21 protein-coding genes are annotated in these 26,713 nt (G+C 41.4%); 12 read left to right on the top strand and 9 right to left on the bottom strand.

Annotated features, from left to right (window positions below):
* The first annotated feature begins 223 nt into the window (after positions 1 to 223).
* The 3 genes from K5Q58_RS17035 (at position 224) to K5Q58_RS17025 (ending at position 1,449) form a co-directional block, all read left to right on the top strand.
* Positions 224 to 427 carry a hypothetical protein gene (locus tag K5Q58_RS17035; RefSeq protein ID WP_220755092.1) on the top strand — a complete coding sequence of 68 codons (204 nt, stop codon included), beginning with the start codon at positions 224 to 226 and terminating at the stop codon, positions 425 to 427.
* 3 nt (positions 428 to 430) lie between these two features.
* On the top strand, positions 431 to 793 hold the full coding sequence (locus K5Q58_RS17030) for a hypothetical protein (protein ID WP_220755091.1): 363 nt from the start codon (positions 431 to 433) through the stop codon (positions 791 to 793).
* Positions 794 to 912: 119 nt separating this feature from the next.
* Entirely contained in the window at positions 913 to 1,449 is a 537-nt protein-coding gene (locus K5Q58_RS17025) for an ArsR family transcriptional regulator (RefSeq protein WP_220755090.1), read from the top strand.
* Between the two features lie 243 nt (positions 1,450 to 1,692).
* Here K5Q58_RS17025 and K5Q58_RS17020 read toward each other — a convergent pair whose 3' ends face one another.
* Positions 1,693 to 2,955: a glycosyltransferase gene (locus K5Q58_RS17020; protein ID WP_220755089.1), complete on the bottom strand. Its 1,263-nt coding sequence runs from the start codon at positions 2,953 to 2,955 to the stop codon at positions 1,693 to 1,695.
* Between the two features lie 283 nt (positions 2,956 to 3,238).
* On the opposite strand from K5Q58_RS17020, the gene K5Q58_RS17015 reads away from it, so the two are divergent.
* Both K5Q58_RS17015 and trmH read left to right on the top strand, forming a co-directional pair.
* A complete protein-coding gene (locus K5Q58_RS17015; RefSeq protein WP_220755088.1) occupies positions 3,239 to 4,063 on the top strand; it encodes a mechanosensitive ion channel family protein in 825 nt (274 codons plus the stop codon).
* Between the two features lie 204 nt (positions 4,064 to 4,267).
* Positions 4,268 to 4,987, top strand: a complete 720-nt coding sequence (gene trmH / locus K5Q58_RS17010) for a tRNA (guanosine(18)-2'-O)-methyltransferase TrmH (protein ID WP_220755087.1) — start codon at positions 4,268 to 4,270, stop codon at positions 4,985 to 4,987.
* Positions 4,988 to 5,111: 124 nt separating this feature from the next.
* Here trmH and K5Q58_RS17005 read toward each other — a convergent pair whose 3' ends face one another.
* The 7 genes from K5Q58_RS17005 to K5Q58_RS16975 form a co-directional block, all read right to left on the bottom strand.
* Positions 5,112 to 6,296 (bottom strand): aminotransferase class V-fold PLP-dependent enzyme, encoded by a 1,185-nt coding sequence (locus tag K5Q58_RS17005; protein WP_220755086.1) that lies wholly within the window; start codon positions 6,294 to 6,296, stop codon positions 5,112 to 5,114.
* Between the two features lie 80 nt (positions 6,297 to 6,376).
* A complete protein-coding gene (gene kynA, locus K5Q58_RS17000) occupies positions 6,377 to 7,273 on the bottom strand; it encodes a tryptophan 2,3-dioxygenase (RefSeq protein WP_220755085.1) in 897 nt (298 codons plus the stop codon).
* Between the two features lie 360 nt (positions 7,274 to 7,633).
* Positions 7,634 to 8,887 carry a HAMP domain-containing sensor histidine kinase gene (locus tag K5Q58_RS16995; RefSeq protein ID WP_220755084.1) on the bottom strand — a complete coding sequence of 418 codons (1,254 nt, stop codon included), beginning with the start codon at positions 8,885 to 8,887 and terminating at the stop codon, positions 7,634 to 7,636.
* Positions 8,884 to 9,591, bottom strand: a complete 708-nt coding sequence (locus K5Q58_RS16990) for a response regulator transcription factor (RefSeq protein ID WP_220755083.1) — start codon at positions 9,589 to 9,591, stop codon at positions 8,884 to 8,886. Before K5Q58_RS16990 ends, K5Q58_RS16995 begins: the two co-directional genes overlap by 4 nt.
* Before the next feature lie 172 nt (positions 9,592 to 9,763).
* Complete coding sequence (locus K5Q58_RS16985; protein WP_220755082.1) at positions 9,764 to 12,937, bottom strand: efflux RND transporter permease subunit; 3,174 nt, start codon at positions 12,935 to 12,937, stop codon at positions 9,764 to 9,766.
* Positions 12,937 to 14,268, bottom strand: coding sequence for an efflux RND transporter periplasmic adaptor subunit (locus K5Q58_RS16980; RefSeq protein ID WP_220755081.1), 1,332 nt, complete (start codon positions 14,266 to 14,268; stop codon positions 12,937 to 12,939). The genes K5Q58_RS16985 and K5Q58_RS16980 overlap by 1 nt, the downstream gene beginning before the upstream one ends.
* Positions 14,265 to 15,668 carry a TolC family protein gene (locus tag K5Q58_RS16975; protein WP_220755080.1) on the bottom strand — a complete coding sequence of 468 codons (1,404 nt, stop codon included), beginning with the start codon at positions 15,666 to 15,668 and terminating at the stop codon, positions 14,265 to 14,267. The genes K5Q58_RS16980 and K5Q58_RS16975 overlap by 4 nt, the downstream gene beginning before the upstream one ends.
* Positions 15,669 to 15,823: 155 nt before the next feature.
* Here K5Q58_RS16975 and K5Q58_RS16970 point away from each other — a divergent pair, with 155 nt between their 5' ends.
* The 7 genes from K5Q58_RS16970 to K5Q58_RS16940 all read left to right on the top strand — a co-directional run bounded on the left by K5Q58_RS16970 (position 15,824) and on the right by K5Q58_RS16940 (position 25,048).
* A complete protein-coding gene (locus K5Q58_RS16970) occupies positions 15,824 to 16,432 on the top strand; it encodes a protein-disulfide isomerase (RefSeq protein WP_220755079.1) in 609 nt (202 codons plus the stop codon).
* Between the two features lie 986 nt (positions 16,433 to 17,418).
* A complete protein-coding gene (locus K5Q58_RS16965) occupies positions 17,419 to 19,854 on the top strand; it encodes a S8 family serine peptidase (RefSeq protein WP_220755078.1) in 2,436 nt (811 codons plus the stop codon).
* Between the two features lie 196 nt (positions 19,855 to 20,050).
* Positions 20,051 to 21,142 carry an NAD(P)/FAD-dependent oxidoreductase gene (locus tag K5Q58_RS16960; protein WP_259651377.1) on the top strand — a complete coding sequence of 364 codons (1,092 nt, stop codon included), beginning with the start codon at positions 20,051 to 20,053 and terminating at the stop codon, positions 21,140 to 21,142.
* A gap of 435 nt (positions 21,143 to 21,577) precedes the next feature.
* The gene (locus K5Q58_RS16955; RefSeq protein WP_220755077.1) at positions 21,578 to 22,774 is read left to right on the top strand and encodes a patatin-like phospholipase family protein; all 1,197 of its coding nucleotides are present in this window, start codon (positions 21,578 to 21,580) and stop codon (positions 22,772 to 22,774) included.
* A 33-nt stretch (positions 22,775 to 22,807) separates the two neighbouring features.
* Positions 22,808 to 23,248 carry a hypothetical protein gene (locus K5Q58_RS16950; RefSeq protein ID WP_192022144.1) on the top strand — a complete coding sequence of 147 codons (441 nt, stop codon included), beginning with the start codon at positions 22,808 to 22,810 and terminating at the stop codon, positions 23,246 to 23,248.
* Between the two features lie 32 nt (positions 23,249 to 23,280).
* Positions 23,281 to 23,703 carry a glycine zipper domain-containing protein gene (locus tag K5Q58_RS16945; protein WP_220755076.1) on the top strand — a complete coding sequence of 141 codons (423 nt, stop codon included), beginning with the start codon at positions 23,281 to 23,283 and terminating at the stop codon, positions 23,701 to 23,703.
* 325 nt (positions 23,704 to 24,028) lie between these two features.
* Positions 24,029 to 25,048, top strand: a complete 1,020-nt coding sequence (locus tag K5Q58_RS16940) for an AraC family transcriptional regulator (protein WP_192022142.1) — start codon at positions 24,029 to 24,031, stop codon at positions 25,046 to 25,048.
* Positions 25,049 to 25,202: 154 nt separating this feature from the next.
* Here the strand turns inward: K5Q58_RS16940 and K5Q58_RS16935 are convergent, their stop codons facing one another.
* Positions 25,203 to 26,690: a porin family protein gene (locus K5Q58_RS16935; protein ID WP_220755075.1), complete on the bottom strand. Its 1,488-nt coding sequence runs from the start codon at positions 26,688 to 26,690 to the stop codon at positions 25,203 to 25,205.
* Between the last annotated feature and the right edge of the window lie 23 nt (positions 26,691 to 26,713).

The raw sequence follows: 26,713 nt of genomic DNA, 5'->3' as shown, positions 1-26,713 counted from the left end.
CTATAATTGTCTGATAATGTTGGAAATAAATTTCATCACTTATTTTTTAAGCGACTTTAACGCGCAAGCTCGGTTTGTTTTAGGATGCCAAGATAATTTTATTGCTTTACATCAAAGACATAGAGAAAGTAGGATGTTATAAATCAATGACTTAAACGGCCGACTTTATCAGGCGAGCCGTATAATAAGCTGTTAGGGTTACATTCAAATTAAGGAGTAAATTTTGGGTATTAAGTTCGGTGAAATTGATTCAAACCAGATCTTAGATAATGAATTTCGTATCATGGTTTTAGAAAGTGTTGTTGATAGGATTTTGCAAACAAATCCAGCAGCAGTAGCTAACTTGAATATGCAAGAGATTAGAAACAAGGTAGTAGCTGATTTACAGAAGAAGTACCCGAATTCAGGTATTGGCCTTAAGGAGTAAGATATGTCTGACTTACTTTCTAATAATTCAGGTTTAGTTACCGCAACTATTAAGCCTAAACAGCAAACTTATCATTTGGTAACAGACGAAACGCTCAGTGCTATTAAAGAAAAAAGTACAGTAGCAGACTTACTTATGTTAGTTACCAGTTTGTTGTTTGGTGCATTCTTTTCAGTTTTAATTACTGTAAATGCTTCTGTTGGTTTACCTGCAGAAACGTTGGCAAGCTTATCTATTTATAAATATGTGTTTCTAGGCTTTGGTGTTTTATTTCTAATAATGACAATCGCTACTGTTATTATGAGTAATAGCATCATTAAGAGTGTTAAGAGCTCAGAGAACACTCTGACATCGCGAGCAGAGTAACCCTAACAAGTTGCTTAAACGGACAAAAAACAGTTGGCTTTTGCTCGTTCCTCGCTATTTTAGCCAACAATATTATTGCCGCTTAGCAAAGCGTTATGCACAAAAACCAGAATTAGAGCATGAATAAAATAATATATAAGATCCTAGTCCTACTTTATGCCGCGCTGTGCTTTTGTTTAGCCATCAAGGGGATGCCTGCAGAATTAGCTGGCTTCGCTGCGGCTGGTGCATTGGCTTTAGTTTTCCTCAATCTTGAGGCATTCGCTGAGTTCAGCGGTGCTGGTTTCTCTGCGAAGCTAAACCAGAGAATTGAAACCATAGAAAAAGATATGGAACCAATTAAATCCAAGGCAACTGAGCCAGAGATTTCTGCTAAACCGGAAATGAAAAATGGAGAGACTGATAGCATCCAGCTAGATGAAGATAAACTTAAGATACTGGATGCTTTGATCGACGGAAAGTATTCGTGGCGAACTATTACGGGGCTATGTCAGGATACGAAAATATCTCGAGACAATCTTTCGGAACTTCTTACTGAACTTGAGGCTGAAGGCTTAGTTACAGCAAGTAAGTCTGCAGCAGGTAAGGTGATATGGGGTTCTACAATGCGCGGCAATATATTTCATTCAATTGAACGGCACGCAACCTTTGAGTAAAAATGCATAACAAAGCCATCAACCATCGCCAGCAAAGCTGGCTGGACCTACGCACTGCGTGCTCCGGCCGGTTATGGCGGCGTTACCGTATATCCGATTGCCATATCTACCCTAATACCAAAAGTCACTTTTAGAATTTAGCTCTAAAACGTTTTTGTCATAATGAGTTTTAACTTTGATTATCTGACAGCTTCTGAATACCCTAGAGCCTGCTTCCTCTCAATATCAATTTCAGCTTAGGTACTAAATTAACACTCCTTGCTTTTTTAGCCACTTAATCGCATTCTCTATTCCGTCTTCTTGAGATAATAGCTCAGCGACTTGTTGGGCTCGTTGCTGCATTTGTTGATCAGTCACCATTTGCAAAATGCCCTCAGCAAGATTATCAACCGTTAGGTTCTTTTGTTTAATCGGTGTCGGCCCTAGCCCTAATGCGGCAATTTTTTCTCCCCAAAAAGGCTGGTCAGCAAAGAAAGGACAAATCAAAGTTGGCTTACCTGCTTTAAGCCCTGCGGCCGTTGTGCCAGCGCCGCCATGATGAACCACGGCAGCGACTTGAGGAAATAGCCAGTCATGTGGCACAGCGTCAGTAACTAGCACTTGGCTTGGAACATCATCAAGCTTAAGTCCGCCCCAACCAGTGACAATAATCGCTCTTACCTTTGCTTTAATCACGGCATCAATCACCAACCGTGCGGTTTTTACTGGATCTTTACCTGACATGCTGCCAAAACCGATATAAATAGGCGGTTTACCATCTGCCATAAAGTCAGTAATTGTCTTTTCAGGTGAGTAATCGTTCTGTTTTTGTAGAAACCAATAACCTGTTATTGCTGTGCTTTGTGGCCAATCCTGTGGGCGAGTCACTATGTGCTTACTAAAGGCATGTAATACAGGAATGGCTTTACCTGTATTCATTGAAAGCACATCGGCTTTGTCGCTCAATTTAGGCAAATTTAAAAATGAATTTCGAAGTAAATTCAGCTGTTTCAAATAGGGTTTAAAACCCAAGCTCGCTAATCGATAGCTTAAGCGATTTGTGATACCACTGATATTAGGTAAGCCTATTAAAGGAAAGTCACTGGTCTTAACGAGCATTGGTTGTAATAGTGCCATGACCGCTGGCACATTAAACTTCTCTGCAATAGAGGGAGCAACGATACACTTAGGGTGATAAATCACTAGTTTAGGCTCCACTTCAATGCCTGCTTTAATGCTATCAACCATCAATTGTTCATTTATTGGTTTTGCCAGTTTCATTAACCTAATAGCGGTTTTAATGCCTTTGAATAAACTTCCCATGCTTTCAACACTGCCACCTTCCATTAATTTGAACAGCTCATTGCTCAGGTATTGATAATTGAGTCCATGCTTTTCAACTATTGATTGAAATCGTTCATGAGTACAAACATAAACCTGATGACCTTGCGCCTGTATGCTAACTCCCAGAGCAATAAAAGGCTCTATATCACCACGTGAGCCAATCGTGAGTAGCAAAATGTTCATCTCGATATCCTTTAGTTTTGATTGGCCCTAACAACATGGAAATTTTCATGAGTATGTTTAAAAACCTTAGATAACTTAAGCAAAAACAATCCCTTTAATGTGAACCTTCAATCGGTTGTCATCACATATTGCACTAGGTTGTGCTAAGCTAAATTCGATAATAACAATATCATGTAACTGGACTAAATTAATCAGCTAAACAAGCTGTTAAGCTGCTCCATCATCCAATACATAATATTCGTTGAATCTAAGGCAAGTATCCCTTTTATGCAGGAGGCATTAAATGCAAGACTACGTAGATCAAATCGATATAAATCAATATCTACCACTCATTATTGATGTAGGGATCAATGTATTATTAGCTGCGCTAATTTTAATCGTTGGTCTTTATATCGCTAATAAAGCCAGCTCAATCATCAATAAAATTGGTGAAAAGTACGACAAGCTCGACAACACTTTATTCCGCTTTTTAGGCAGTGTCGCCAAGTACATTATTCTCGCTTTTGTTGCTATTGCGGTATTAAATCGTTTTGGGGTGCAAACAGCCTCTATTGTTGCATTGCTAGGTGCTGCAGGTTTAGCTGTTGGTTTAGCATTACAAGGAACATTGTCTAACCTTGCTGCTGGCGTGATGCTATTGTTATTCCGCCCTTATAAAGTCGGTGATTTTATTAGCGCTGCAGATCGCTTCGGTAATGTTCAAGAAATTGACTTGTTCACGACTATTCTAAGAACCTTCGATAATCAGCATATTATCGTACCGAACAGCCAAATTTGGGGTGCGCAAATCGTTAACCATTCATTCCATGATATTCGTGGTGTGGATATGCATTTTGGAGTGGCTTACAAAGAAAACACCGATGAGGTGCGTAAGGTGATTGATGCAGTACTAGCTGCACATCCACATATTTTAAAGGACCCAGCTCCGTTTGTTGAAGTTGAAACCTTAAATGACAGCTCAGTGGATTTCTTAGTCCGTCCTTTCTGCCATGGTGAGCACTATTTCGATATCTTGTATTCAATCCCTGAGCAAATCAAAAAAGCACTGGATGAAGCTGGTATTGAAATTCCATTCCCACACAGAAAACTGATCATCGAAAAAGAGTAAGAGTTAAATCTCGAGATTTTGATAACAATAGCGAGCAAGTGCCTTTGGCCTTGCTCGTTTTACTTTCAGCAATACTCAATCCCAGCTACGATTCCACCTCTAAAGACATACAAGTCGAGTTTAGTGCCATTTTAGCGTTATAATCGCTGCGCAAAATACATGACAACGATTTAACCCACTTTTAAAAGAAGTAGAATTAGCACCATGACGCCAGAACGTTTAGCCCGCATTAACGAAATGCTTGATAACCGCCAAGTCGACCTTACGGTTTGTCTTGATAAAGTGCATAAAACCAATAATATCGCGGCGACAGTGCGCACCGCCGACAGTGTTGGTGTTCATCAAATTCATGCGGTGATGCCAGAAGACTCATTATGGGTATCGGGCAATACCTCGTCGGGCAGTCACCGCTGGGTCAATACTGTTAAGCATGTGACTTATCAAGAAGCCTATGAGCAATTTAAAGCCCAAGGTATGCAAGTGTTAGCCACCACCTTTTCCGATTCTGCGATAGATTTTCGTGAAGTGGACTATACCAAGCCAACGGTTATCGTGCTGGGTAATGAGCGAGATGGCGTTAGCCCAGAAGCGATAGCCTCAGCTGATCAACACATCATTATTCCAATGGTGGGCATGGTGCAGTCATTGAACGTGTCGGTTGCTGGGGCATTAATCATGTATGAAGCTCAGCGCCAGCGCCAAGAAGCAGGCATGTATAACAACAGACGTTTAACTCATGAGTATTGCCAAACCAAATTATTTGAACAAGGCCATCCGATTTACGCGAAAGCATGCCGTCGTAAGAATATTCCTTACCCTGCAATAGATGAACACGGTCAAATTGATGCGAGCCCTGAATGGTGGGATAGAATGCGTGCTCCCGATCCCCTAGAAGCGGTTGATATAGAAAATAGTAGTGATTAAACCAGCGTGACTACAAATTAAGCAGCATGCAGAATTAAATAGATAAAAGCATATACAAAAATAGCTGCCCAGATATGGCAGCTATTTTTGATAAACGTATACATTCCTTAATACAACTAAGCTGTTAAATCACCTTAGCAATATCTTCAATAATATTAAGTGCCTGATCAATTTGTTTATCACTAACATAAGGCGCGGTACCAAGTCTTAACTGATGACCACGACTATCACACAACACGTTATACTCACCGAGTTTTTGCACCCAGTCACTGGCTTTATCGGTAGTCAAAGATAAAAAGCCGCCATTGGCTTGCAAGTGATGCTCCGGTAATTTCAAACCTAATTGATGCTCACCAACAGCTTCAATCCCTTGCCATAAACGACCAATTTGCCTTTGATTAATATCGCGCAAGAACACATCGGTTAATTGTTGTTGCTTAAAAAAATCAAACACTGCCACAGCACGATAATGACTCACCGGATCGTAAGTTGATCCCGCAAATGCAGACTGCCCTGCGCCGTAACCTACCTTACCAGGCGCTTGATTTAACACATCAAACTCAGCGTACCAACCCGTAATAATTGGGCTGCCTTTGTGGTCTGCTGGAATGCGCATCATGCAATTACCTTCACCCGCTTGGCAATATTTATAACCGCCGCCCACTACAAAAGCTGACTCAATCTGCCATCTCTGAAGGTTGAACGGCACCACATTTAACGCATGATAAGCATCAACTAGACATGGAACGTTCAAAGACTTGGCCGCTTGCGCCACTAAGCCCACATCATCAAAAATTTCACTCGTATTAAAAAATACCGCTGACAACATTACCGCATCGGTATCGACATCAATCTTATCCATCAGTCTTTGAGCCAAGGTGTCACTGGGATGAACAGGCACAACTTCGATGGTGCAATTGAGCTCTTTTAAGCGTTGCAACTGACGCCTTAAAGAATGAAACTCACCATCTGTGGTGACTACCTTCAATGGCCTATTAAGTGAGGTTTTAAAGTATTTTAGATCTGACAGAAAACGTAAAATGAGTTCATGGGTTGATGAACCTAATGCGATTTGACCATTAGGCTCGCCCATCAGGTGTCGATAAAAATCTCTGACACAGTCAGCTTTAGCCAGTGCATTGCCCCACTTTTCATCGACATGCTTTGCCGCATCATAATAACAATCTAGCATGCCTTTTTTAGCGGCATCCGGCCAAGCTTGGTGGGAATGACCTGACAATAAAATTCGACTTTCAACGTTAAAATCTGCGTAATAAGGTTGAAGTTGAGCGGCGATATTTTTATTCATGTAGAGTCTCTCAAATCAAGGATTCAAACTTAAAAATCATAGTGGTAAGTGGTTCTCGTAAATACGCTTAATCAAACAGCTTATAAATGAGTACGCAGTTCAAATAGCTCTGGAAAAAAACTAATATCCAGTGACTTTTTCAAAAACTCTACCCCAGATGAACCGCCCGTTCCCGCTTTGTTACCAATAATTCGTTGTACGGTATACATATGTTTAAAGCGCCATTGCTGAAAACTGTCTTCTATATCCACCAATTTTTCAGCCAACTCATAAAGCTCAAAGTGTTGATCCGCTTGCTGGTATACATTAATCCAAGCATTTAATACCGCAGGATGACTTTGATAAGGTTGGCTGACATCTCGACTTAATACTGACTCATCGTCCAGCAAGCCTTTGTGCTGCAAAACCTTGATGCTGACATCATATAAGCTCGGCGCATGCAATAGGCTGTTTAGCTCTTGGTAAACTTCCGGGTTACTTTTATGAACCCCAAGTAAGTCAGCATTTTTATTGCCTAATAAAAATTCAATTTTACGATAACCGTAGGACTGAAAACCTGACGAGTGACCTAAGGCATCGCGAAATTTAAGGTAATCAACCGGGGTGAGTGTGGCGAGGATATTCCATGACTGCGTCAACTGATTGAGAATTTGTTTAACTCGAGAGATCACTTTAAATGCGTGGCCAAAATCGCCAGTGTTTATATTGTCAATCGCACACGTTAACTCATGACCTGCTAGTTTTAACCAAAGCTCACTGGCTTGATGAATAACTATAAAAAGCATCTCGTCATGTTGATCTGACAAAGGCTGCTGCGCCGATAGTATTTTCTCGAGATTTAGATAGTCGCCATAGGACATATCATCTTTAAAGTCGGTATGAATGCTATCTTCAAGTTCTCTGAAGTTAGCTTTGGTCTCATTATTTTTGTTGTTATCAGTCTGTGGTGCAGACTTATGACCAAGTGGGCAGCCCATGTAAAACTCCTTCGTTGAGTGGCTTAAGTTACATATCGATTCAACATCGCTAAATTTGAATTTCATTTGCGACACAAAAATAACCTATCACGTAGATTAAAAACTGGCTAACAAGGGCTATTGCTAAGCGTCAGTTTTAATTTACATTTTAGTGATAAAGCTAGCGTTACCGATTAACAAGCTATACAGAAATTCTTATGATGAGGGCTATTTGAGAAAAAGCTATTTGAGAAAAGAGCTAATTGCTAAAGTGCTTAATATGAAGCGCTTAAACAAATAAATTCCCACAAATAAATGGCAAAAAAGTTGAAGACTATTGCTAGCCTTCAACCTTCAATGTCGTTTACATAATCATCAATGCTAAAAAATCACTTCAACTTTTCGGCCATAAGCTGTTGGCGTGACCTCGTATCGCCAACCATATTGTCTAACTAGCTTTTCAGTTAACTCTAAGCCTAAACCAAAGCCTAAATCGTCTGTTTCGCTGTGCTCGTCAACATCATAATTTTGATTAGTAATCGATAAATGATCGTTTGATTGCTCTATGACGACTTTACCATTAAAAGTGTGCTGAAATGCATTACGAATAAGGTTGGTAATGATGATCCGATACAAACCTGCTGACATCGTCAACTGGGTATCATCTGTACTTAGGCTAACATCAACCGTTTTACCTTGTAGTAGGTAATGTAATTCGGAAGCAATTTGCTCAGCTAACTCGCCAACGGCAACTTCACTAGTGGGTAATGATTTCCCTTCTTGACGATTAAGCCATAATAAGGTTTCGGTTAAATCAGTCATGGTTAAGCCAGCTCGCTCAATTCTATCGAGTACCGCCAATTGCTTATCTTGGGCTAATTGTTTAGTAATCATTTTACGTAGTAATTCTGCATTTGTGCGGCTCACAGCAATAGGTGTGCGCAATTCATGGCTGGCATAACCTAAAAAGCGTTTCTCCCTGTCTAAGCTATCTTGTACAGAACTTAAACTGGTTTGAACGATATCAGCCAAGGTATTAAGTTCACTGTAATGGAAGTTTGGCCTAGGCTGAGAAAGCTTCTCTTCATCCAGAGATTTAGCCCACTCTTTAAGCTTTTCGACAGGCGAAGCTATTTTTCGAAGTACCAACAACAATACAACTGCAAACAGTATCATGGCGAAAAAGGCCACCAGCAAAATATATAAAAATTGCGGCGGTTTATTATCTCGTTTAACTTTATCTTTCTTATCTAAAATAACCCCTGCATAACGCACCTTTTTGCCAGAAACAACTTTCATCGCAAAAAATGCACGCTTAGGATGATCTATGATTGGAATACCTTCAATTTCTTTAATAAGCACATTAGGCTCAAGGTCATCTTTATTCAGGTTCTTTTGAATAAGAAAAGGTAATGCCTCCCAACGGGTAGCCACGGTTAACTCGCCAATGGTGACAGGGTTATCACCATCTAAGGTGATTTCTGTCGCTTGTGAGCGAACAAAGTTAGTCATGGCAACATCTAAACCCGAGAAGAAATAACTCACAGCAACGGCAGACATTCCCACAATCGTAACTGTACCAGTCAAAAACATTGCGAGTAAAAAGTAGATTTTAATACTGGGTCTTATATTCATGAGGCAGACTCACTATTTTCAGGTTCAAGTTTTAAAGCAAATCCCCGTCCCGTAATAGTATGAATCAGCTTTTGTGCTTCTTCACAGTCACCATCAACAGCTTTGCGCAAGTTGAACATATGCACTTTTAAACTATTGCTGTCTGGCTGTTCATCCCCCCAAACGTTTTGCATTATCTTTTCTCTAGATACCACTTTTGGGCTGTCACGTAGTAAGCATTCAAGAATTTTAATGGCTGTCGGTGACAGCTTAAGCATCTGCTCTTTTCGAGTGGCTGTTTTACTTTGTAAATCTAAAGCCAAGTCAGATACCATCAACTTACTGACTTCACCACTCCTTCTGCGCGACAGCACTTGCGTCCTTACAATCAGCTCTTCCATGGCAAACGGTTTAATCAAATAATCATCTGCCCCCTTTGAAAAACCAACCAGTTTGTCATCCAAGGTATCTCGTGCCGTTAGCATCAGTATTGGCACATCAATCCCTTGAGTGCGTATACGTTCACACACTTCAAGGCCATTCATTTTCGGCATGTTTAAATCAAGCACTACGACATCGTATTGATTCGTTTCAATCAAATTAAGCCCAATCGCGCCATTGGCAGCGTGATCGCACTGAATATCTTCAAGTTCAAGGTAATCAATGATGGCTGTTGCTAGGTCAATATCATCTTCGACCAAGAGTAACTGCAAATTATCAGACATTGTATTTCCTCATTAACTCACATTCAGTGCGTACATTGCTGGATATTAGATTCAACGTACTCTATTTAACCATTGCGCTTCAGCATTAGCTTGATGCTACTGAAGACACACTATTAATCTAATAGAGCACAGTCTAGCCTAATCAAACTAATCATTACATTTCAATATGATATTACTGAGTTTGTATTGGTTTCTCTTGGCCAAAAACACACTGCTTTAGCTTATCAATCCCACGCCCAGCATCAGCTTGAATCATCAATAATGATGGCGTTAATACCAAGGTAATCACTGTGGCAAATAAAATACCGTAACCTAAAGCCGCTGCAGCTGGAATTAAGAACTGCGCCTGCATAGAGGTTTCACTTAACAGTGGTGCAAGACCTGCAAATGTCGTAATCGAAGTTAGCAGCACTGCTCGCAAGCGACCGGTACACGCTTGTTCAATCGCCTCACTAATCGGCATTTGTTTTTCGCGTACCAACTCATTAAAACGTGAAACTAACAATAAACTGTCGTTCACCACTACGCCGCTCAATGCCAAGATACCGTTAAGCGATAAAATACTAATAGTTAAATCATTCCACCAATGTCCTAAAATCGCGCCAACAATACCAAATGGAATCGCAATCATAATGATCACTGGCTGTACGTACGATTTAAGCGGTATCGCCAGTAAAGCAAAAATCAAAATTAGCGCAAGTACAAAAGTCGATTGCATTGAATCTGTCGACTCTTTTTGCTGCTCAGCCTCACCTGTAAAGTCAATGGTTACAGTGGGGTAGTCAGCATTTAACTGTGGCACCATTGTTTGCTGTAATTGCGCCACTAACTCATTTGAAGCAATGACTTCTTTATCCACAACCGCAGTAATATAAACCGCACGTTGATTGTCGATACGAGTGATTTCTGATTGTTGATAATCTGAAAACACATTCGCCACTGAAATTAGCGGCACTACAGTACCATCGGGCGTTCTCACATTGGCTGTTGTCACATCGGCAAAGGTCTGACGATTTTCCTCTGGGTAACGAACACGCACTTTCACTTCGTCTTTACCACGTTGAAAACGCTGAACAATATCCCCACCAAACGCTTGCAAGACTTGCTTAGCTAAATCTGCGGTATCCATGCCTAACGCACGGCCTTGAGGAGTTAACTCAAAACGATATTGAGGCTCACCTAAATCTAGGTTGTCATCGATACCGCTAACACCATCAATAGTCTGCAGTTCTTGCTTTAATTTATTAGCCGCCTCAGTTAATAGCGCATCGTCATTGGCTTTTAACTCAACTTTAAAGTTATCAACCATCTCCTTCATCGACATCACTTTAAGCTTACTTACCCCTTCCATTTGCGCTGACATATCTGACCATGCATTAGCAAAATCACGAGCGGTATAAGCGGCATCACTGTCTAATTCGATAATCACTGAACCTGATTTATCTGCGCTAGCAGTCACCTGAATGCTGCTAATATCTGATTCAGCGTCATCTGTTTCACCCGCCTCAGCACGTAAGGTTTTATCCAGCGCCAATGCGTTAGCTTCCAGTGTCATTAAGTTTGTTTGTGTTTGGCCGTAACTGCTGTCGTTGTACATGCGAATATCAGCAACAACGGTATCACCAGCAATTTCAGGGAAAAAGGCAACTCGCACCCCGCCAGTGAATGGCATACCAATCACTAAAAGAAACAAGGCAACAAATACCATCACTACCGCATAACGCAATTTAAGCGCTTGGCTAATGACCTTTTTGTAAATGTTATTGTTAAACCAATCAAGCCCATTATCTGCAGCTTGCTGAATGGTATTCCAGAAGCTTTTTTTATCGTTACGCTGAGTATTAACGTGCGCTAAATGTGCAGGCAGAATTAACTTAGACTCTACTAATGACAACAATAAACAAATGGTCACAATCATGCCAAATTGCGCATAAATTTGGCCTAACTTACCTTCAATGGCTGCTATAGACATAAAGGCAACTACAGTGGTTAACACCCCAAAAATAGTCGGCGCGGCCACTTTATGTGTGCCGATAATGGTGCTTCTAATGGAGTCGCCTTCTTGCTTGCGAGTGGTGTAAATACTTTCGCCAATCACCACCGCATCATCGACCACAATACCCAGCGCCATGATAAAACCAAAGGTGGTCATTTCATTTAAGGTGAATCCCGTAAAGGTATCCGTCATGAAAAATAAAGTGCCGCTGAACACAAATGGCAAACTGGCGGCGACCCAAAAGGCAACGCGGATATTTAAAAATATCGCCAAAATAATAAATACTAATGCAATACCTGAAAGCGCATTTTTAGCCAGCAATGATAGACGCTCAGTAATAAGGTCACTTTTGTCGTACCAGCTTTCAATCTCGACATTTTCAGGTAATAAGTTACTACTACGCCATTTCTCTATCACTTGTTTGGCTTGCTCAACAATATCGACGACATCGCTGTACTCATCCATGACCACCTGAATACCCATTGAGTTTTGCTCGTTATAACGAGATAAACTAAAAGTGTCTTCTTCAAAAGTGTCGCTAACCACTGCAATGTCAGACAGTAAGATATGGCTACCATCGGCGTAGGTTAATACTGATATGTTTTTAAAATCTTCAACTTCATAGGCCTGTTCAGACACCTTTAAACGCACGGTTTTATCGGCATTACGTAAGCTAGTCACTATGCTACTTGATGATTCAGCATTAATGGCATTTGACACATCTGTTAGGGTGAGTCCGTAAGCTTGAAGCTTAACCTCGTTGACCTCGACTGAAATCATCGGGTCTAAGGTGGCACTGATGGATAAATCACGAATAGCACTTTGACTTAGCAAGTCAGATTTAAGCTGCTCAGCTAAATCTTGTAAGGTTTTGCGGTCAGCATCACCATATAGCTGCACCCAAATGGCGTGCTCTTGACGACGCGCTTTATCAATAACAGGGTTGTCAGCCTCGCTTGGCAAGTTATTAATCGCATCGACTTTGGTTTTTACATCCGTCAGCAAAGTATCTAAGTTGTAGTTACTTTCTTTCTCAATCGACACATGACTGCCTGAAGCATCGGAAGTTGAAGTAATACGCTTTACACCGGATACGGTTTCAAGGGCTTCTTCAATCTTCATTGCGATACTTTCTTCAGCGCGAATAGGGTCGCCACTGTCATAAGTGACCGACACTGTGACTAAGTCGGGCTCTAAACTCGGGAACGCTTCTTTACGGATATCATTGAATGAAAAGAGGCCTACAATGATTACGCCCATCATCAGTAGATTTGCCGCTACTGAGTTTTGGGCAAACCATGAAATAATGCCTTTTGGTAACGGTTCTTTGTCATTGATATTGCTGCTCATTACAATTCCTCAACCGTTGGCATAACCTTCATGCCAGCTTTAAAGTTGCTCAAGGGACGTTTAACCACCTGAACTAAAGACTCGTCTTGCGTAGGCGTAACATAAATTTTATTTTGACGTTCAAACAAGGTATTTGCTGCTGATTTGTGTAATAACCCTTCGTTATCTACCGTCCAGATTTCACCTTGTTGCGAGCGCGCTGAAGACGGTAACTCCCAAAGATAATCAATCGAGACACCTTCAATGGTAGCTTGCACAAAAGTACCAGGATAAAGCGGTGTCTCCTGTTGCAGTGGATTTTCAACTACAAGTACCAATGAACGCTGACGCGTGTCTTGTGCCACATATTGATGTGTACGCTCAACATAAGCAGTCCATTGCTGGCTCTTATCACTATCACTGCCTGCTGATGAAATGATTGCGCTCCACTGATGATTGCTTTTATTGCTCTCATTAAGAGTCAGTTGGTCATTTTTAGCCGCATCAACATTGATTACGGCTTGGGGCAAGTTAGCCCATTGTTTGTCTGATAATGGAATTTCAATCTCGATGCGATCAACGCTATACAGCATTGCCACTTCGCCTCCCACATTGATAAAGCTACCTAATTGCACATTACGACTGACAATCACGCCATCAAATGGGGCTGTAATATCTGTATAATTAAGATCTCGCTCGGCTTTTTCTAAGGTTTTTTGGGCGTTTTCTAACGCTGCTTCCGCACTAGCAAGTTGTGGTTCTCTTAACACAAGTGGTGAACTTGGTTCTCCAGATAATCCTGAACGTTCCCATTCGCTGCGCGCTTGCTCGCCTTGACGTTGCTCTTCTAGTAACTCAAGTTGCGCAGTGGCCACATCAGCTTTTGCCTGTGATACTGCTTGCTGGAAATTAGTGTCATCAAGTTTAGCCAATAAGTCACCTTCCTTAACAACGCGACCTGACTCGAAGGCTTCAGCAAGCCATTCAATTCGACCACTGATTTCACTGGTGTAAGTCAACTCGAAACGCGGCTTAGTTTCACCATAGCCCGTCACTTCTGCTTGGTAAGTGGCACTTGGGGTTGGTTGAACAGCCACTTGCGAAAGTAATGACACTGGCTCAGTCTTTTTAGCTTGTTCATTTGTCCCGAGTCTTTCTGAAGGTTTGTCAGTCTTTTGCACCATTTGTTGTGGCGCAACTTTGGTTGAAGCAGGCTCTTTACCTTTATCAGGCCCCGGCCCCATTTGGCTGCCGTTGTAAGCAGAAACCACAAAAATTGAACCTGCAGCAGCTAAAGTGATCGCAATCGTTAAGGCATTCTTTTTTAATTTACGGGTAATGATTTGTTTCATGCTGATACTCCTAAACCTAGTGCAAGGCCTAAATCAATGCGGTTCAATAATCTTTGGTATGTGGTGTTAGTTAGTTTTGCTTCAATATCGTAGGATTGCTGCTGAACAGTGAGTAAATCCAAAATATCAACCAAGCCTTGGCGATACTTTTGCTCATAACTCACGATGCTTCGTTGTGAACTTAAAAAGGCATCATCAAGGTGCTTTTGCTGCAGTGTTAACGAGCCTTCTTGACCGATAGCATTTTCTACTTCGTTAACGGCATTAAGCAGAGTTTCTTGGTATACCCAGAAGCTTTGCTCTGTGGTCAACTGAGCAATTTCTGCTTGTGACTTTAACTTACCGCCTTGAAACAACGGCGCTGACATTTGGCCTAATACACTCCAAAGCGGATTAGTTAAAAGCGCTTCACTTGGGGTGTTAGCAATGTCGGTTAAACTGGCTGACAAACTAAAGGACGGCAACATGGCTTTATAAGCTGCATCAGTTCGTAATGACTCTGCTTCAATACTAAAAAAGGCTTGTTGTAAATCTGGGCGCCCCGACATATTTTGCACAGGCACAGCATCTAACGGATTAATGACATGGGGAAATTCATTTAAAGCTTCAAGCGCTGGCAGTTCATTTTCTGGTTGCCACTGACCAGTGAGTAACATTAAGCTTCGCTCACTTTGTGCGACATTTTCTTGATACTGAGCGACGGTTGCGCGCGTTGAAGCGCTGCTGCTTTTAGCATTATCCAACTCTTCTAATGAGCCAAGCCCAGCTTGATAACGCTCAAGCACTAAGGTTTCGTTTTGAGCAAGTACTGCTAAACGGCGCTGCTCAATTTCCAGTAATTGCTGATTAACACTAATTTCAAGCCAGCCACGCATAATATTGGCGGCCAATAGGTTTTTTGCAGCATCGAAACTGGCTTGAGTCGCTTCGATATCTTTACTTGCAGCTGCAGTGCTGTCGGCAATTTTTTGCCAAAGATCCAACTCCCAACTCACCGTAACATCAGCGCTATAGCTTTCATCACTATCTTCAGTATTTTGCGCATCAAAACCTGCACTCACACTCGGTAAGCGATCTGCTGAAGTGACACCTTGCTGCGCATAAGCAATTTTTAGCGCAATGATACTTTGCTGAAGGCTTGGGCTATTTTGCATTGCAGCATCAAGATAACTATTTAACGCAGGAACGCTGACTAAGTCAGTCAGCAACAAGCTGGTGTCGCTGTCTATTTCAGCAGCATTAGTCTCAGCTGTTGTTTCTTGATTGACTTGTTTTATCAACAATTCAAGAGTTTGATTGCGATTATCATTGGCCTGAGTGGCGAAGTTTGCACTGTCATTTAAAGTGCAGCCCACTAAGCTTGTTAACACTAATGCAATTATGGAATATCGAAATGTCATTGATGCTCTCCCGCGAATATTGGCTAAAGCATAACGATTGAGGGGTTAAGACAGGGTTAACGGTTGCAAAGGGCACGAATACAGCTGACAAACATTGAATATTACCGACAAACTATTTAGGATCGGTTTATCGATACTCAATCAAGAATCAACTCATGACCACCGAGCTTTATTTTATCTACGACTCACATTGCCCTTGGAGCTATGCGGCCACTCCCATAGTGAATGCTTTACAAGAAGCTTTCCCAGAAATGAAGCCTCATTTGCTACATGCAGCTCACTATGCGGGTAAAGACAGCGCGGGTGAAGAGCAAATGGAAGCTGCTGCAAGAGCCAGTGGGCTTAAGTTTGGTCGAGATTATATTCGCTATGCTAATAGTCCCAAAAGCTCAATAAAAACCGCTAACTTAATGGGCTGGATGCAAAGCAAACAAGCTGACAAACAGTTACCAGTGCTAAATGCCCTACAAAGAGCGCACTTTATTGAAGGCAATCCATTAAATACCAAGCATGATTTCATGGATATTGTGGAGCAATTTAAGCTATCGCCATCAAATAAAATTTTCAGAGATGAGCTGAGTATGGACGCGGAATATGTCCTTGAAGGAATTGCTGAAATCCAACAAATGATTGGTACAGCTAACTTCCCAGCTATGGTAATGACTGTTGGCGATAACGCTATTTTTATCGACCATTCAAAATACATCAGCAGCCCACATGCTGTTGTAGATGCTGTCAAAAAAGAGATTGCTGCGTTTAAATAATCTGTGACCAATATTTGCGAACTATAGAACACGGTCAACTAGAGCCCACTAGTGCCGTGTTTTTTATTGGTTTGAGAATGTTAGTTATTAGGCTCCTCAGCTAATTCCCCTGCACTAAATATCAATGAAAATAGCCGATACAAGAGAATCTGTTCAGGACTATCAGCACAGGGCTATCAACACAGGAAAAGCGAAACTCACATATCCCTACTATATTTACCCCATATCTATGCCATATCTAATCCATACCTATGCCATATCTAAGCCAAACCTATGCCATATCTAAGCCAAACCTATGCCATATCTAACCCATACCTATGCCATATCTAACCCATACCTATGCCATACCTAACCCATACCTATGCCATATCTAACCCATACCTATGCCATACCTAACCCATACCTAACCCATACCTATGCCATATCTAAGCCATACCTAAAGATAATATTTCCACCAACTTAACTCGTTTGATATTAGAAAACCCTTGTTTGATATTAGACAGCCTTTAGCGTCTTCTGACAGTAAACTTCCGCTTCAATGACTGCCATTTAGTGCTAAGTCAGTGCTAAGTCAGTGCTAAGTCAGTGCTGAAGCACTAATAAAAGCTATATTGTGGTTCCCTAATGTAAATTAACAAAATTTTTAATATTTTTTTTATTACTTTAAATCAGTTACTTAATCATGCTTCTTGTTTAGCTCTCTACTCATTGTTCTAGTAACCCCCTCACTATAAATACCGCATATCACTGAATATAAAATCACACACTTCGCTTTAGAGAACAATTAACACCAGAATATAGTGAATATTTATTCAATAGCGCACAGTAACAAAAACAGCTTATTTAACCGCCAATAATTATTCACATAAATTTTACAATTGTAACAACTAGAGATGCATTGATCGCCGCAGCTTGCTCAAATAGAGTTTTACGCTGCAAAAATAATAATAAACAATTTTTTACTCTGAATAACATGGAAGATAGTTATGACTAAAAACAAAGCAACAACAGTGCTAGGACTCTCAGTTCTTGCGCTTTCGATCTCTGCCAGTCTCAATGCGGCACCTGTATTCACACAAAATGTGAATAGTAATTCACCTCAATTCAACCAGCATAGTCCTCTACCTAAGCGCTATATCGTTAAGTTTAAAAACGCTAATGCTGCAGCAGCTGGATTTTCTACCTCTGCCGCTTCTGATGCCATTGACGATGCTCAGTACGAGCCGAGAAGTAACGAAGTGTTCTCGCATTTTCGTGCAATGAACAGCGTTTCGGCTAAAGAAATGAAACGTATCGGCCGTAGCAATAGCTACAGTGTCAAACTCGATAATAAAAACTTACAAGCACTGAGATACCGAGCTGATGTTGATTACGTTGAAGAGGATGTTCAACGTCGATTACTGTCAGAAACCACACCATGGGGTCAAACCTATGTGGGCGCAACAGCAATCAGTGACAGTCAAGCTGGCAATCGCACCATTTGTATTATCGATTCAGGTTACGATTTAGGCCATAACGATCTTAATGCCAATAACGTCACTGGAACCAATAACTCAGGCACTAATAATTGGTATGAACCAGGCGCTAACAACGCCCATGGTACTCACGTTGCTGGTACCATTGCCGCAATCGCTAACAACGAAGGTGTTGTGGGTGTGATGCCAAATCAAAATGCCAATATTCACGTGATTAAAGTGTTTAATGCATCAGGCTGGGGTTACTCTTCAGACCTTGTTGCTGCGGTAGATACTTGTGTCAATAACAATGCCGATGTCGTTACCATGAGTTTAGGGGGAACGGGCTCTAGTAATACTGAACGAAACGCCCTAGCCGCCCATGAAAATAACGGCGTATTGCTCATTGCCGCAGCTGGTAATGATGGTAATGACACCTTGAGTTACCCTGCATCTTACGACTCTGTAATGTCGGTTGCTGCGGTTGATAGCAACAAAGATCACGCTGCGTTTTCACAATACACAGCCCAAGTTGAAATCTCAGGCCCTGGTGAAGCAATTTTATCAACAGTGACACGAGGCGAAGGACGCTTAGCGGATATTAACATCAATGGTCAGTCTTATTTTGACAGCGGTATTGTGCCTCATAACCGTTATGTTTTATCAGGATCGTCTCATGTCAGCACACCGTTTATCGGCACTGCAACTGGCGAATTAGCTGAATGTTCGGTCACTGGTAGTAGCTTTAATTGTGGCAATATGAGTAATAAAATTTGTTTAGTTGAACGTGTCGGTAACCAAGGTAGCAGCTACCCAGATATCGATGCCGTTAAAGCCTGTGAATCAGCAGGTGCTAGTGCATCTATTGTTTACAGTAATACTGCATTACCTGGACTACAAAACCCGTTTTTGGTAGACAGTAATAACGAAGCACCGATTGTATCTGTATCTGTTGATCGCGCAACTGGCCTAGCTTTACGCAATCAAGTTGGCGCCTCTGTCACCGTGACGAATACCGATAATGAAGATTATGAATACTACAACGGTACATCAATGGCGACGCCACATGTTTCAGGTGTTGCCACGTTAGTTTGGAGTCATCACCCGCAATGTAGTGCAGCAGAGATTCGAGCAGCGCTTAATGCCACTGCTGAAGACCTGTCTATCGCAGGTCGTGATAACCAAACTGGTTATGGTTTAGTTGATGCAGAAGCAGCAAAAGCCTATCTAGATGCTTCATGTACTGGCCCTACCGATCCTGGCACGGGAGTTGGCGATGACGAGCTTGTAAATGGCGTTGCTAAATCTAATCTGAGCGGCGGAACAGGTGATGAACTGTTTTACACTATCGATGTGCCTGCAGGCGCAACAGATTTAAGCTTTAGCATGAGTGGTGGCAGTGGTGATGCAGACTTATACGTTCAATATGGTGCAGCACCAACCACCAGCAGTTACGATTGCCGTCCTTGGAAAGGCGGAAATGTAGAGTCATGTCCAATCACAACGGTGCAAACAGGTATATACCACGTGATGGTTCGTGGTTACAGTGCATTTAGCGGTGTGAGCTTAGTGGCTAATTATACTGAAGCTTCTGGTGGCGGTTCAGGTGGTGGTACTGGTGGAGCAGCAACTTACACCAATAACACTAGCTACAACATCCCAGATAACAGTAGCGTAGGTGTTAGCAGTACTTTATCAGCGGCTCGCACAGGCGACTCTGGTGAAGTCACTGTCAGTGTCAATATTAGCCATACTTACATTGGCGACTTAAAAGTCGAGCTATATAGCCCAACAGGCCAAGTGGCGGTATTACATGACAATAGTGGTGGCAGTGCTAACGATATTGTTAAAACCTACACTGTTGATATGACGGGCGTTGAGTCTGCAGGCGACTGGACACTAAAAGCTGTGGACAGTGCAAGACGCGACACTGGCACCATTAATAATTGGCAGCTAACGTTTCAATAACGTTAACTCTGATTAGTTTTTTATAGTGTATTCATGCCTGCCAGCTCCCCTCTGGCAGGCATTTTTCAATTTCACTGACACCCTATTGAAAATAATCACCTTTACACTTTAGCAAAGACTAATTTTATTGCTTTTCAGATGCACAGGTTCACTTCTGCTACAATAGCGCGCAAAAATAATAACGAGAAATACGCAGTTGAACACCATCAAAGACTTCATCATCATTGGCGCTGGCCAATCTGGGCTATCTATGGCTTACAATTTAAGCCAACAAAATAAAGATTATCTGATTCTCGATGCTAATGATTGTATTGGTGCCCCTTGGTTAAAACGCTGGGATTCGTTAACCCTATTTACCCCCACAGAATATAACCATTTGCCCGGCATGAAATTCCCATTTCCAAAAGGTTTTTACCCGAATAAATATCAAGTCGCTGATTACCTTAAAAGCTACGTAGACACCTTCAATATCCCGATTGAGTTCAACCAAAAAGTCACCTCTGTCACCAAAGTTAATGGTGTTTTTGATATCAAAACTGCCACAAGTCAGTTTCAGGCAAAACAAGTGATTATTGCCACAGGGCCATTTCATACCCCGTATACTCCAGCTTGTCATGTCGATATCGCCGAAGGTGTTACTCAACTGCATAGCGAAAATTATAAAAATGCAGAGCAGCTTCAAGATGGTGACTGCTTGGTCGTAGGCGCTGGTGATTCTGGGGTGCAGATTTTATCGGAAATTGCAGATACCGGCCGAACGGCATATTTTTCAGGTACCGATCAAATTAAGGCAATACCGCAAACTTTTTTGGGTAAAACCTTATGGTGGTGGTTTACTAAAATCGGATTTTTATCTGTCAATCGCTACAGCAAAATTGGCAAATGGCTAAGTAATGGGGTTCAGCCCGTTATTGGTACTGACGTTAAATCCTTACTCGCTAAAGATAATGTCATCCACATGGGGCGAACCTTATCTGCTGAGAAAGATACTATAACGTTTCAAAAAGGCAGCATCAGCACGATTAAAAACATTATCTGGGCTACGGGTTTTAAGCCTAACTTTTTTTGGATTGATGGTATCTCATTTGATGAAATGAATTACCCCAGTAATTATCGCGGCGTCAGCAATGATGTTGAGGGCTTATATTTCATCGGCCTACCTTGGCTTTACACCCGAGGGTCTGCCACCCTTGGCGGTGTATACAAGGATGCTGATTACCTAATGAAATACATTTCTAACAATAGCGAGGCGCAAGCCAACCTCTCTCAAAGTGCTGTGCTGAGTTAATAAAGTATTGAATAACAAAATAAAATAATGAGCCAAATAACTTGGGTGAACCCTATCACTCAAGCTGGCTCTCTTATTTAAAACAGAAAACTGCTGTCGCCAAATCTCGCCCTGCCAAATGGTTTTTAGCACTTATCCAGAACCTAACAACCGCCTTTTTCATTTCCATATATAACAATTGCGTTGTGGATATAAGCTATCAAAAATTCAATTCTGTGTGATATGAATTGTCCAATTTCCAGCCCCTAATATTTCTCACGATAAGCTTTCGCTTAATCAATCGCTGCTGATTAAACAATAGCAGTTAGCGACTAGTGTTCAGCCACTCTCAGTTCCATGTTTGCCTTTATTCTGCTTATAGCTTTAAGGGGGGCAGCATCTATTTCTGACTTTGCTGCAACCTCATCGGCTCATACAAAACTATTAGGCATTCAAATGAATAAGATATTACTTAGCCTTGGCTTTTTGGTCACATTGGCAGGCTGTAGCACAGTGCCTGAACACCACGGTGTGCCTGAATCATTGGCCATGCAAGTCAAACCAATTGGCGTCGACAATACGCGCACATGGGGTAACGATACCCGCGTCAGCTATGAGTTCTTAGAAACCTTTATTGATAACTATATGTCTCGTAAAACACATAGTGATTCTTTAGAAATCTTAGCTTTGTCGGGCGGAGGCGCAAATGGCGCGTTTGGAGCAGGTATTTTATCTGCTTGGACAGAAAAAGGCACACGTCCAGAATTTGATTTAGTCACCGGTGTCAGTACAGGAGCTATTCTTGCCGTTTTTGCATTCCTAGGTACTGAGTATGATTACCATATTGTTGATTTCTATACTAACTCTAGTGATGACGATCTATTTAAAGCCAAAGACTTTCTCGCCGCTTTTCGTAGTATGTCGATGCTCAATGTTAGCCCATATGAAAAGCTAGTACGCGACACTATTGATACGGAACTTTTGAGTGTTGTCGCTGAAGGTTACCGTCATGGCCGCTTATTACTGATAGGGACAACTCACCTTGAGAGCCAACGCCTATCAGTATGGAATATGGGCGCCATAGCAGCACAAAATACAGCGGCTTCAGAGAAGCTTTTTGAAGATATTATCCTCGCTTCCACTGCGATACCCGGAGCCATGCCTGCAGTACAAATAGAAGTAGAACATGGCGATACAAGCTACCAAGAGCTTCACGTCGATGGCGGCGTAGCAAGACAAGTCTTTTTACTACCAGATACCGTTTCAGCAAGCTCTTTAGAAAAAGGAGTTTTAGCTAAAAAGCGTCAGCTATATGTGATCAGAAATGGCGAGTTCTCGCCCAGCTGGCAGGAAGTCACACCTTCATTGGTGGCCATTTCCTCTCGATCACTTAATACCATTATTAAATATCAAGGCCGCAGTGATGTGATGAGGATCTACAACCAAGCTAATCAGGCCAACATAGAATTTAATTTCGCTCATATCGATAACGATTTCAAAGAAGTTAATGAAACCAAAGAACAATTCAATCCAGAACATATGCAAAAACTGTTTCAGTATGGCTTTGAAAAGATGTCACAAGATGCCCTGTGGGTTGATAGACCGCCAGAGTTTGACTCCTTAACCATTGACGTCACTGGCAACCACCTTTAACCAACATTCCACTTAACATTTAAGAGGCGCGATATGATGCAATACCCCGAAGCGCGAGAAGTATTTAAAAGTGCTCTTCATATTCTATGCAGTAACGGCAGCTTTAATAGCCGTTTAGAAAAAGTCATTGAAGTCACTACGGATCTAGAGTCCACCTATGGCTTACCCAAAGGCGTAATAGACGATTTTAACTTATTGAAGCAGGAACTGAACCTACATACTCGTTCAGGCCTTATCGCGGTTTCAAGTTTACAGTTAAATCGTATGCAGCGGCTCGTCATCATTGAAAACATTGTCAGTATTTATAAACAACTAGTGGAGCATGCACATGATGATTACTTGCGAGAGGTACTCAAACAAATAGAAGACGGCACGATAACAACCACCGATGAATCAATGTTGAACTGTATTGCTGAAGAAAGTGAGCAGTCAAATTGTCACAGCGAAAGCAAAATACAACACCGCTTAGCTTAATGAAAATAGAACACATAAAATAAGGTAAATAAATGCACAAGATACTTTTAATTAGCTGTATCGCGCTTTCTTTTTCTGTGAGTGCGAATCAAGGCTCTTTGTCAGATCAAAGAAGTGGGCTCATCTTTAGTTATTCGGATATAGCAACCTCCCAAACACAAACGGACTTAACTCAGTGCCAGCAAGTAGCAAATAGCTCAAAAAAAGCGACTGAAGATAAAAAAGGTTCTGGCCTTAAGGGCGCAGCTAAAGGAGCGGCGGCAGGAGCTGCTGTTGGCGCTATCAGTGGTGGTTCTGGCTCTGATGGGGCTAAAATTGGCGCTGCTGCAGGGGTAGTAGGAGGTCGCCTTTCTGGTCGAAAACAGGAAAAGGAGCGCGAAGCAGCCAATGAACAAGCCTACGTAACAGTAATGCGCAACTGCATGATTAATAAAAGTTATATTGCATTAAACTAACTTTATTTGGGGGCATATTTAGTCACAACATTAGCGCCCCCTACATTTCACCTAAGCTCATTTACCTCTGTTCATTTCACCTTAGTTGGTTTCGCCTTAGTTCATTTCACCATAGTTTACTGCCGTCATTTATCCACCATAAGATCGAGCATTTGAATCTTGCATCACTAAGTAACGCCAATAAATGCTGCCCGTTAACAGGCTCCCTATCCACTGGCTATCAATCTTAAAAAATTAACGAAATCAACCTCACCAGCAAAATGGCTACTTCAATTGCCACTCATAAAAGCGTAGTATTTTCATAGCACATTAATAAGGATTCATTATGGCTAATGAGAAACCCATTTCATTTGGAAGAACAGGCATTTTTTGGCTGTTTCTAAAAGCCATGGACGATTATTACGGTAACTGCATCAATAAAGTTAATTTACCCAAAAGCCTGTTTAATGATCCAATGCGGCCCATGCCATTAAACGAAATGACACGGTATTTTGGTGTACTTGAAGAGTCTATTAATGACGAACTGTTTGTTGCCAAAGGTGGCTCATTAATACAATTAGAAAACTTTGGTCCCTTTCGTAGTATCGTATATTCAACCCCTGTTTTATTTACTGCCATCAGGCGCTTTAATGCCCTTGCTCAGAATATTCAATCGGGTTGTAAAGTCCGAACAGGCATAGAAAAAGAGTTAACATGTTGGACATACAATACTCAATTATCTATCCAATCTGAACGACTATTAGACGGTATTGTCGGCGCTTGGGTATTTATTCACTTACTCAAATGGTACCTCGGAAAAAATTACACTCCCTCTGAAGTCCACTTGCCAGGCTCTCGGTTAGGCGCTCACGGCGAGATAGAAAAGATATTCGGTTGCCCGGTTATTTGGAACGCAAAATTAACGATGGTGAGGTTCCCAAGTGAACACTTAAAACAATGCATTCCAATTAACCGCGCTTTATTACCCTCAGATTCTGGGCAAACATTTTCTCTGGACAGCATTGATCTACCTGAAGAGTCAGACCTTCCGCGTTGCGTATATGAATTGATAAATTATGCTAGGGCTTTTGGCTACCCTAAACTTGAATTTGTAGCTGATATTTTGATGATCTCGCCACTCACATTACAACGACGATTACAGCGAGAAAACCTAAGTTTTTCAGAGATCACCAAGTATCAATTGTTCTATCATCTCGCACCTGAAATGTTAGTCAATGGCGAATCTGAAGACATCATTGCAGCAGAACTTGGTTTTAATAACCCTCAAAGTTTCAGTAAAGCATTTAAAAAGGTCCATGAAGTCACGCCAAAGCAATACCTTCAAAATATAGAAGACTATTTATAAGAAATTGATTTTGAGAACATCGCTGAAGTGGTGATGCAAGTTGCCGAGAGTTGCAGAATAAAAAAGGATAAGAGAAAAGTAAGTCTAAAAGTGAGTTAAATGAACCTAAGCCAAACGAGGTCTTTATGACCTCGTTTATAGCTGATAATCAATCTTAGAAGCGTCTTGTTAATCCACCCGTAAATTGCTGTCTGCCATCATGTGAACCTGTAAACTCAAAAAATGCAGACCATTTTTGATTGAAATTATAATTAGCACCCACTAACGGCTCCCAGTTATCCTCAGTTCGTTGCCAAATATCATATTCAATTGCATAGCCAGTATCTCCAACATCTTGTGATCCTTCAATACGCACTTCATTACTCATATAGCTGGCGCCAACATAAACAGCTAAACTGCTACCACCTTGAAATGGAAACACTCTGCCTATTCGTGGAGAAGCGGTAAACACATGGCCATCAATATTTCGGTCATCCATATCTACCGCTGTAAATGAGATAGGTAATGAGAAAAAGTAATTATCCCAGCCCCCAGCTAACACGGTGCCGACGGTATAGCTTTTTCCTTCCATTTTAGCCACAACATCAACAACACCATCAACTAACTGCGGGCTTTCACAAAAGCGCTTTTCCTTTCCTCTGGCTAAAGTACAATCGATGCCGAGTTGATTCGTCAGGGCATTTTTATCAAAGCCAAAATTAACATTGGCTTCGCCTTCAATACGCCCAATAGAGACAAACACATTCATAAAGGGAAATACCCAAGCATCAAACTTTATTTGTGGCGTTATAGACTCATTATTATTATTTTCAAATGCAACGAAGTCGATTGGGACATAGTCTCCTTCTTTATTTTTGACTCTGAGATCATACAGTTCCATATTTTGATTAGTGCTAGCGTATATAAAACTAACGCCGATGGGTAAAGGCAAATCATGACCTAGTTCAATCACTTGTTGCCCAAAAAATGGTAACGCTCTATCCCAATGTTTTACAGGAGTCACCTTATCTTTTGAGCGACCTTTCATCGAAACAGTGGTATTTGAAATACCAGTATCGGTTAATGCCAGGTTTTTCTCTATATCTACAAAGCTTGCCGCTAATGATAACTGGTTGCCATCTTTGAGCGTATAAGTTGGCACGCTTTGCCCTTTTACATTCACGTCATAAGATGACAAAGACCCTTCAGTGAAATTCCAATCAGCTGAGACTTTTGAGCTACTTAGCCCTTTACGGAATACTTCTAAGCTCTCTTCATTTTCAAACACTGACACTATTTGATATTCAGCATGACCAATACCAATGCCAATATCATCGCGATGTAAATTCACATAAGTGACACTATCGTCTTGATTGTCGTAAATCGCACCAACGCCCTTAGCCTTGCCGACCAAGGGGACTTTAGTAGTAGAGATATCTGCCACCATATATCCTCGAGACGCATCAAGCATGTCCTTGAAATTCGGATTTTTCTCAGAAAATTTATCAATGGTGACGACTGAAACATGATTAATATCATCTATCATACTTTGCTTTTCCTGCGCATCCATCGCAGTGAGATTGCTACAAGCACTCGTAGAGCTAAGTAAAACAATCAGGGTTAAAAGTGAGCGTTTTTTTAGTGTAGATATACCGTTTAACATATACATAATGAAACCTTACAAGG

It is taken from the genome of Shewanella sp. KT0246, from assembly GCF_019654955.1.
Taxonomy (GTDB): domain Bacteria; phylum Pseudomonadota; class Gammaproteobacteria; order Enterobacterales; family Shewanellaceae; genus Shewanella; species Shewanella goraebulensis.
The sequence above is the reverse complement of the archived record's forward strand: the minus strand, read 5'-3'. Positions and strand labels throughout refer to the sequence as shown.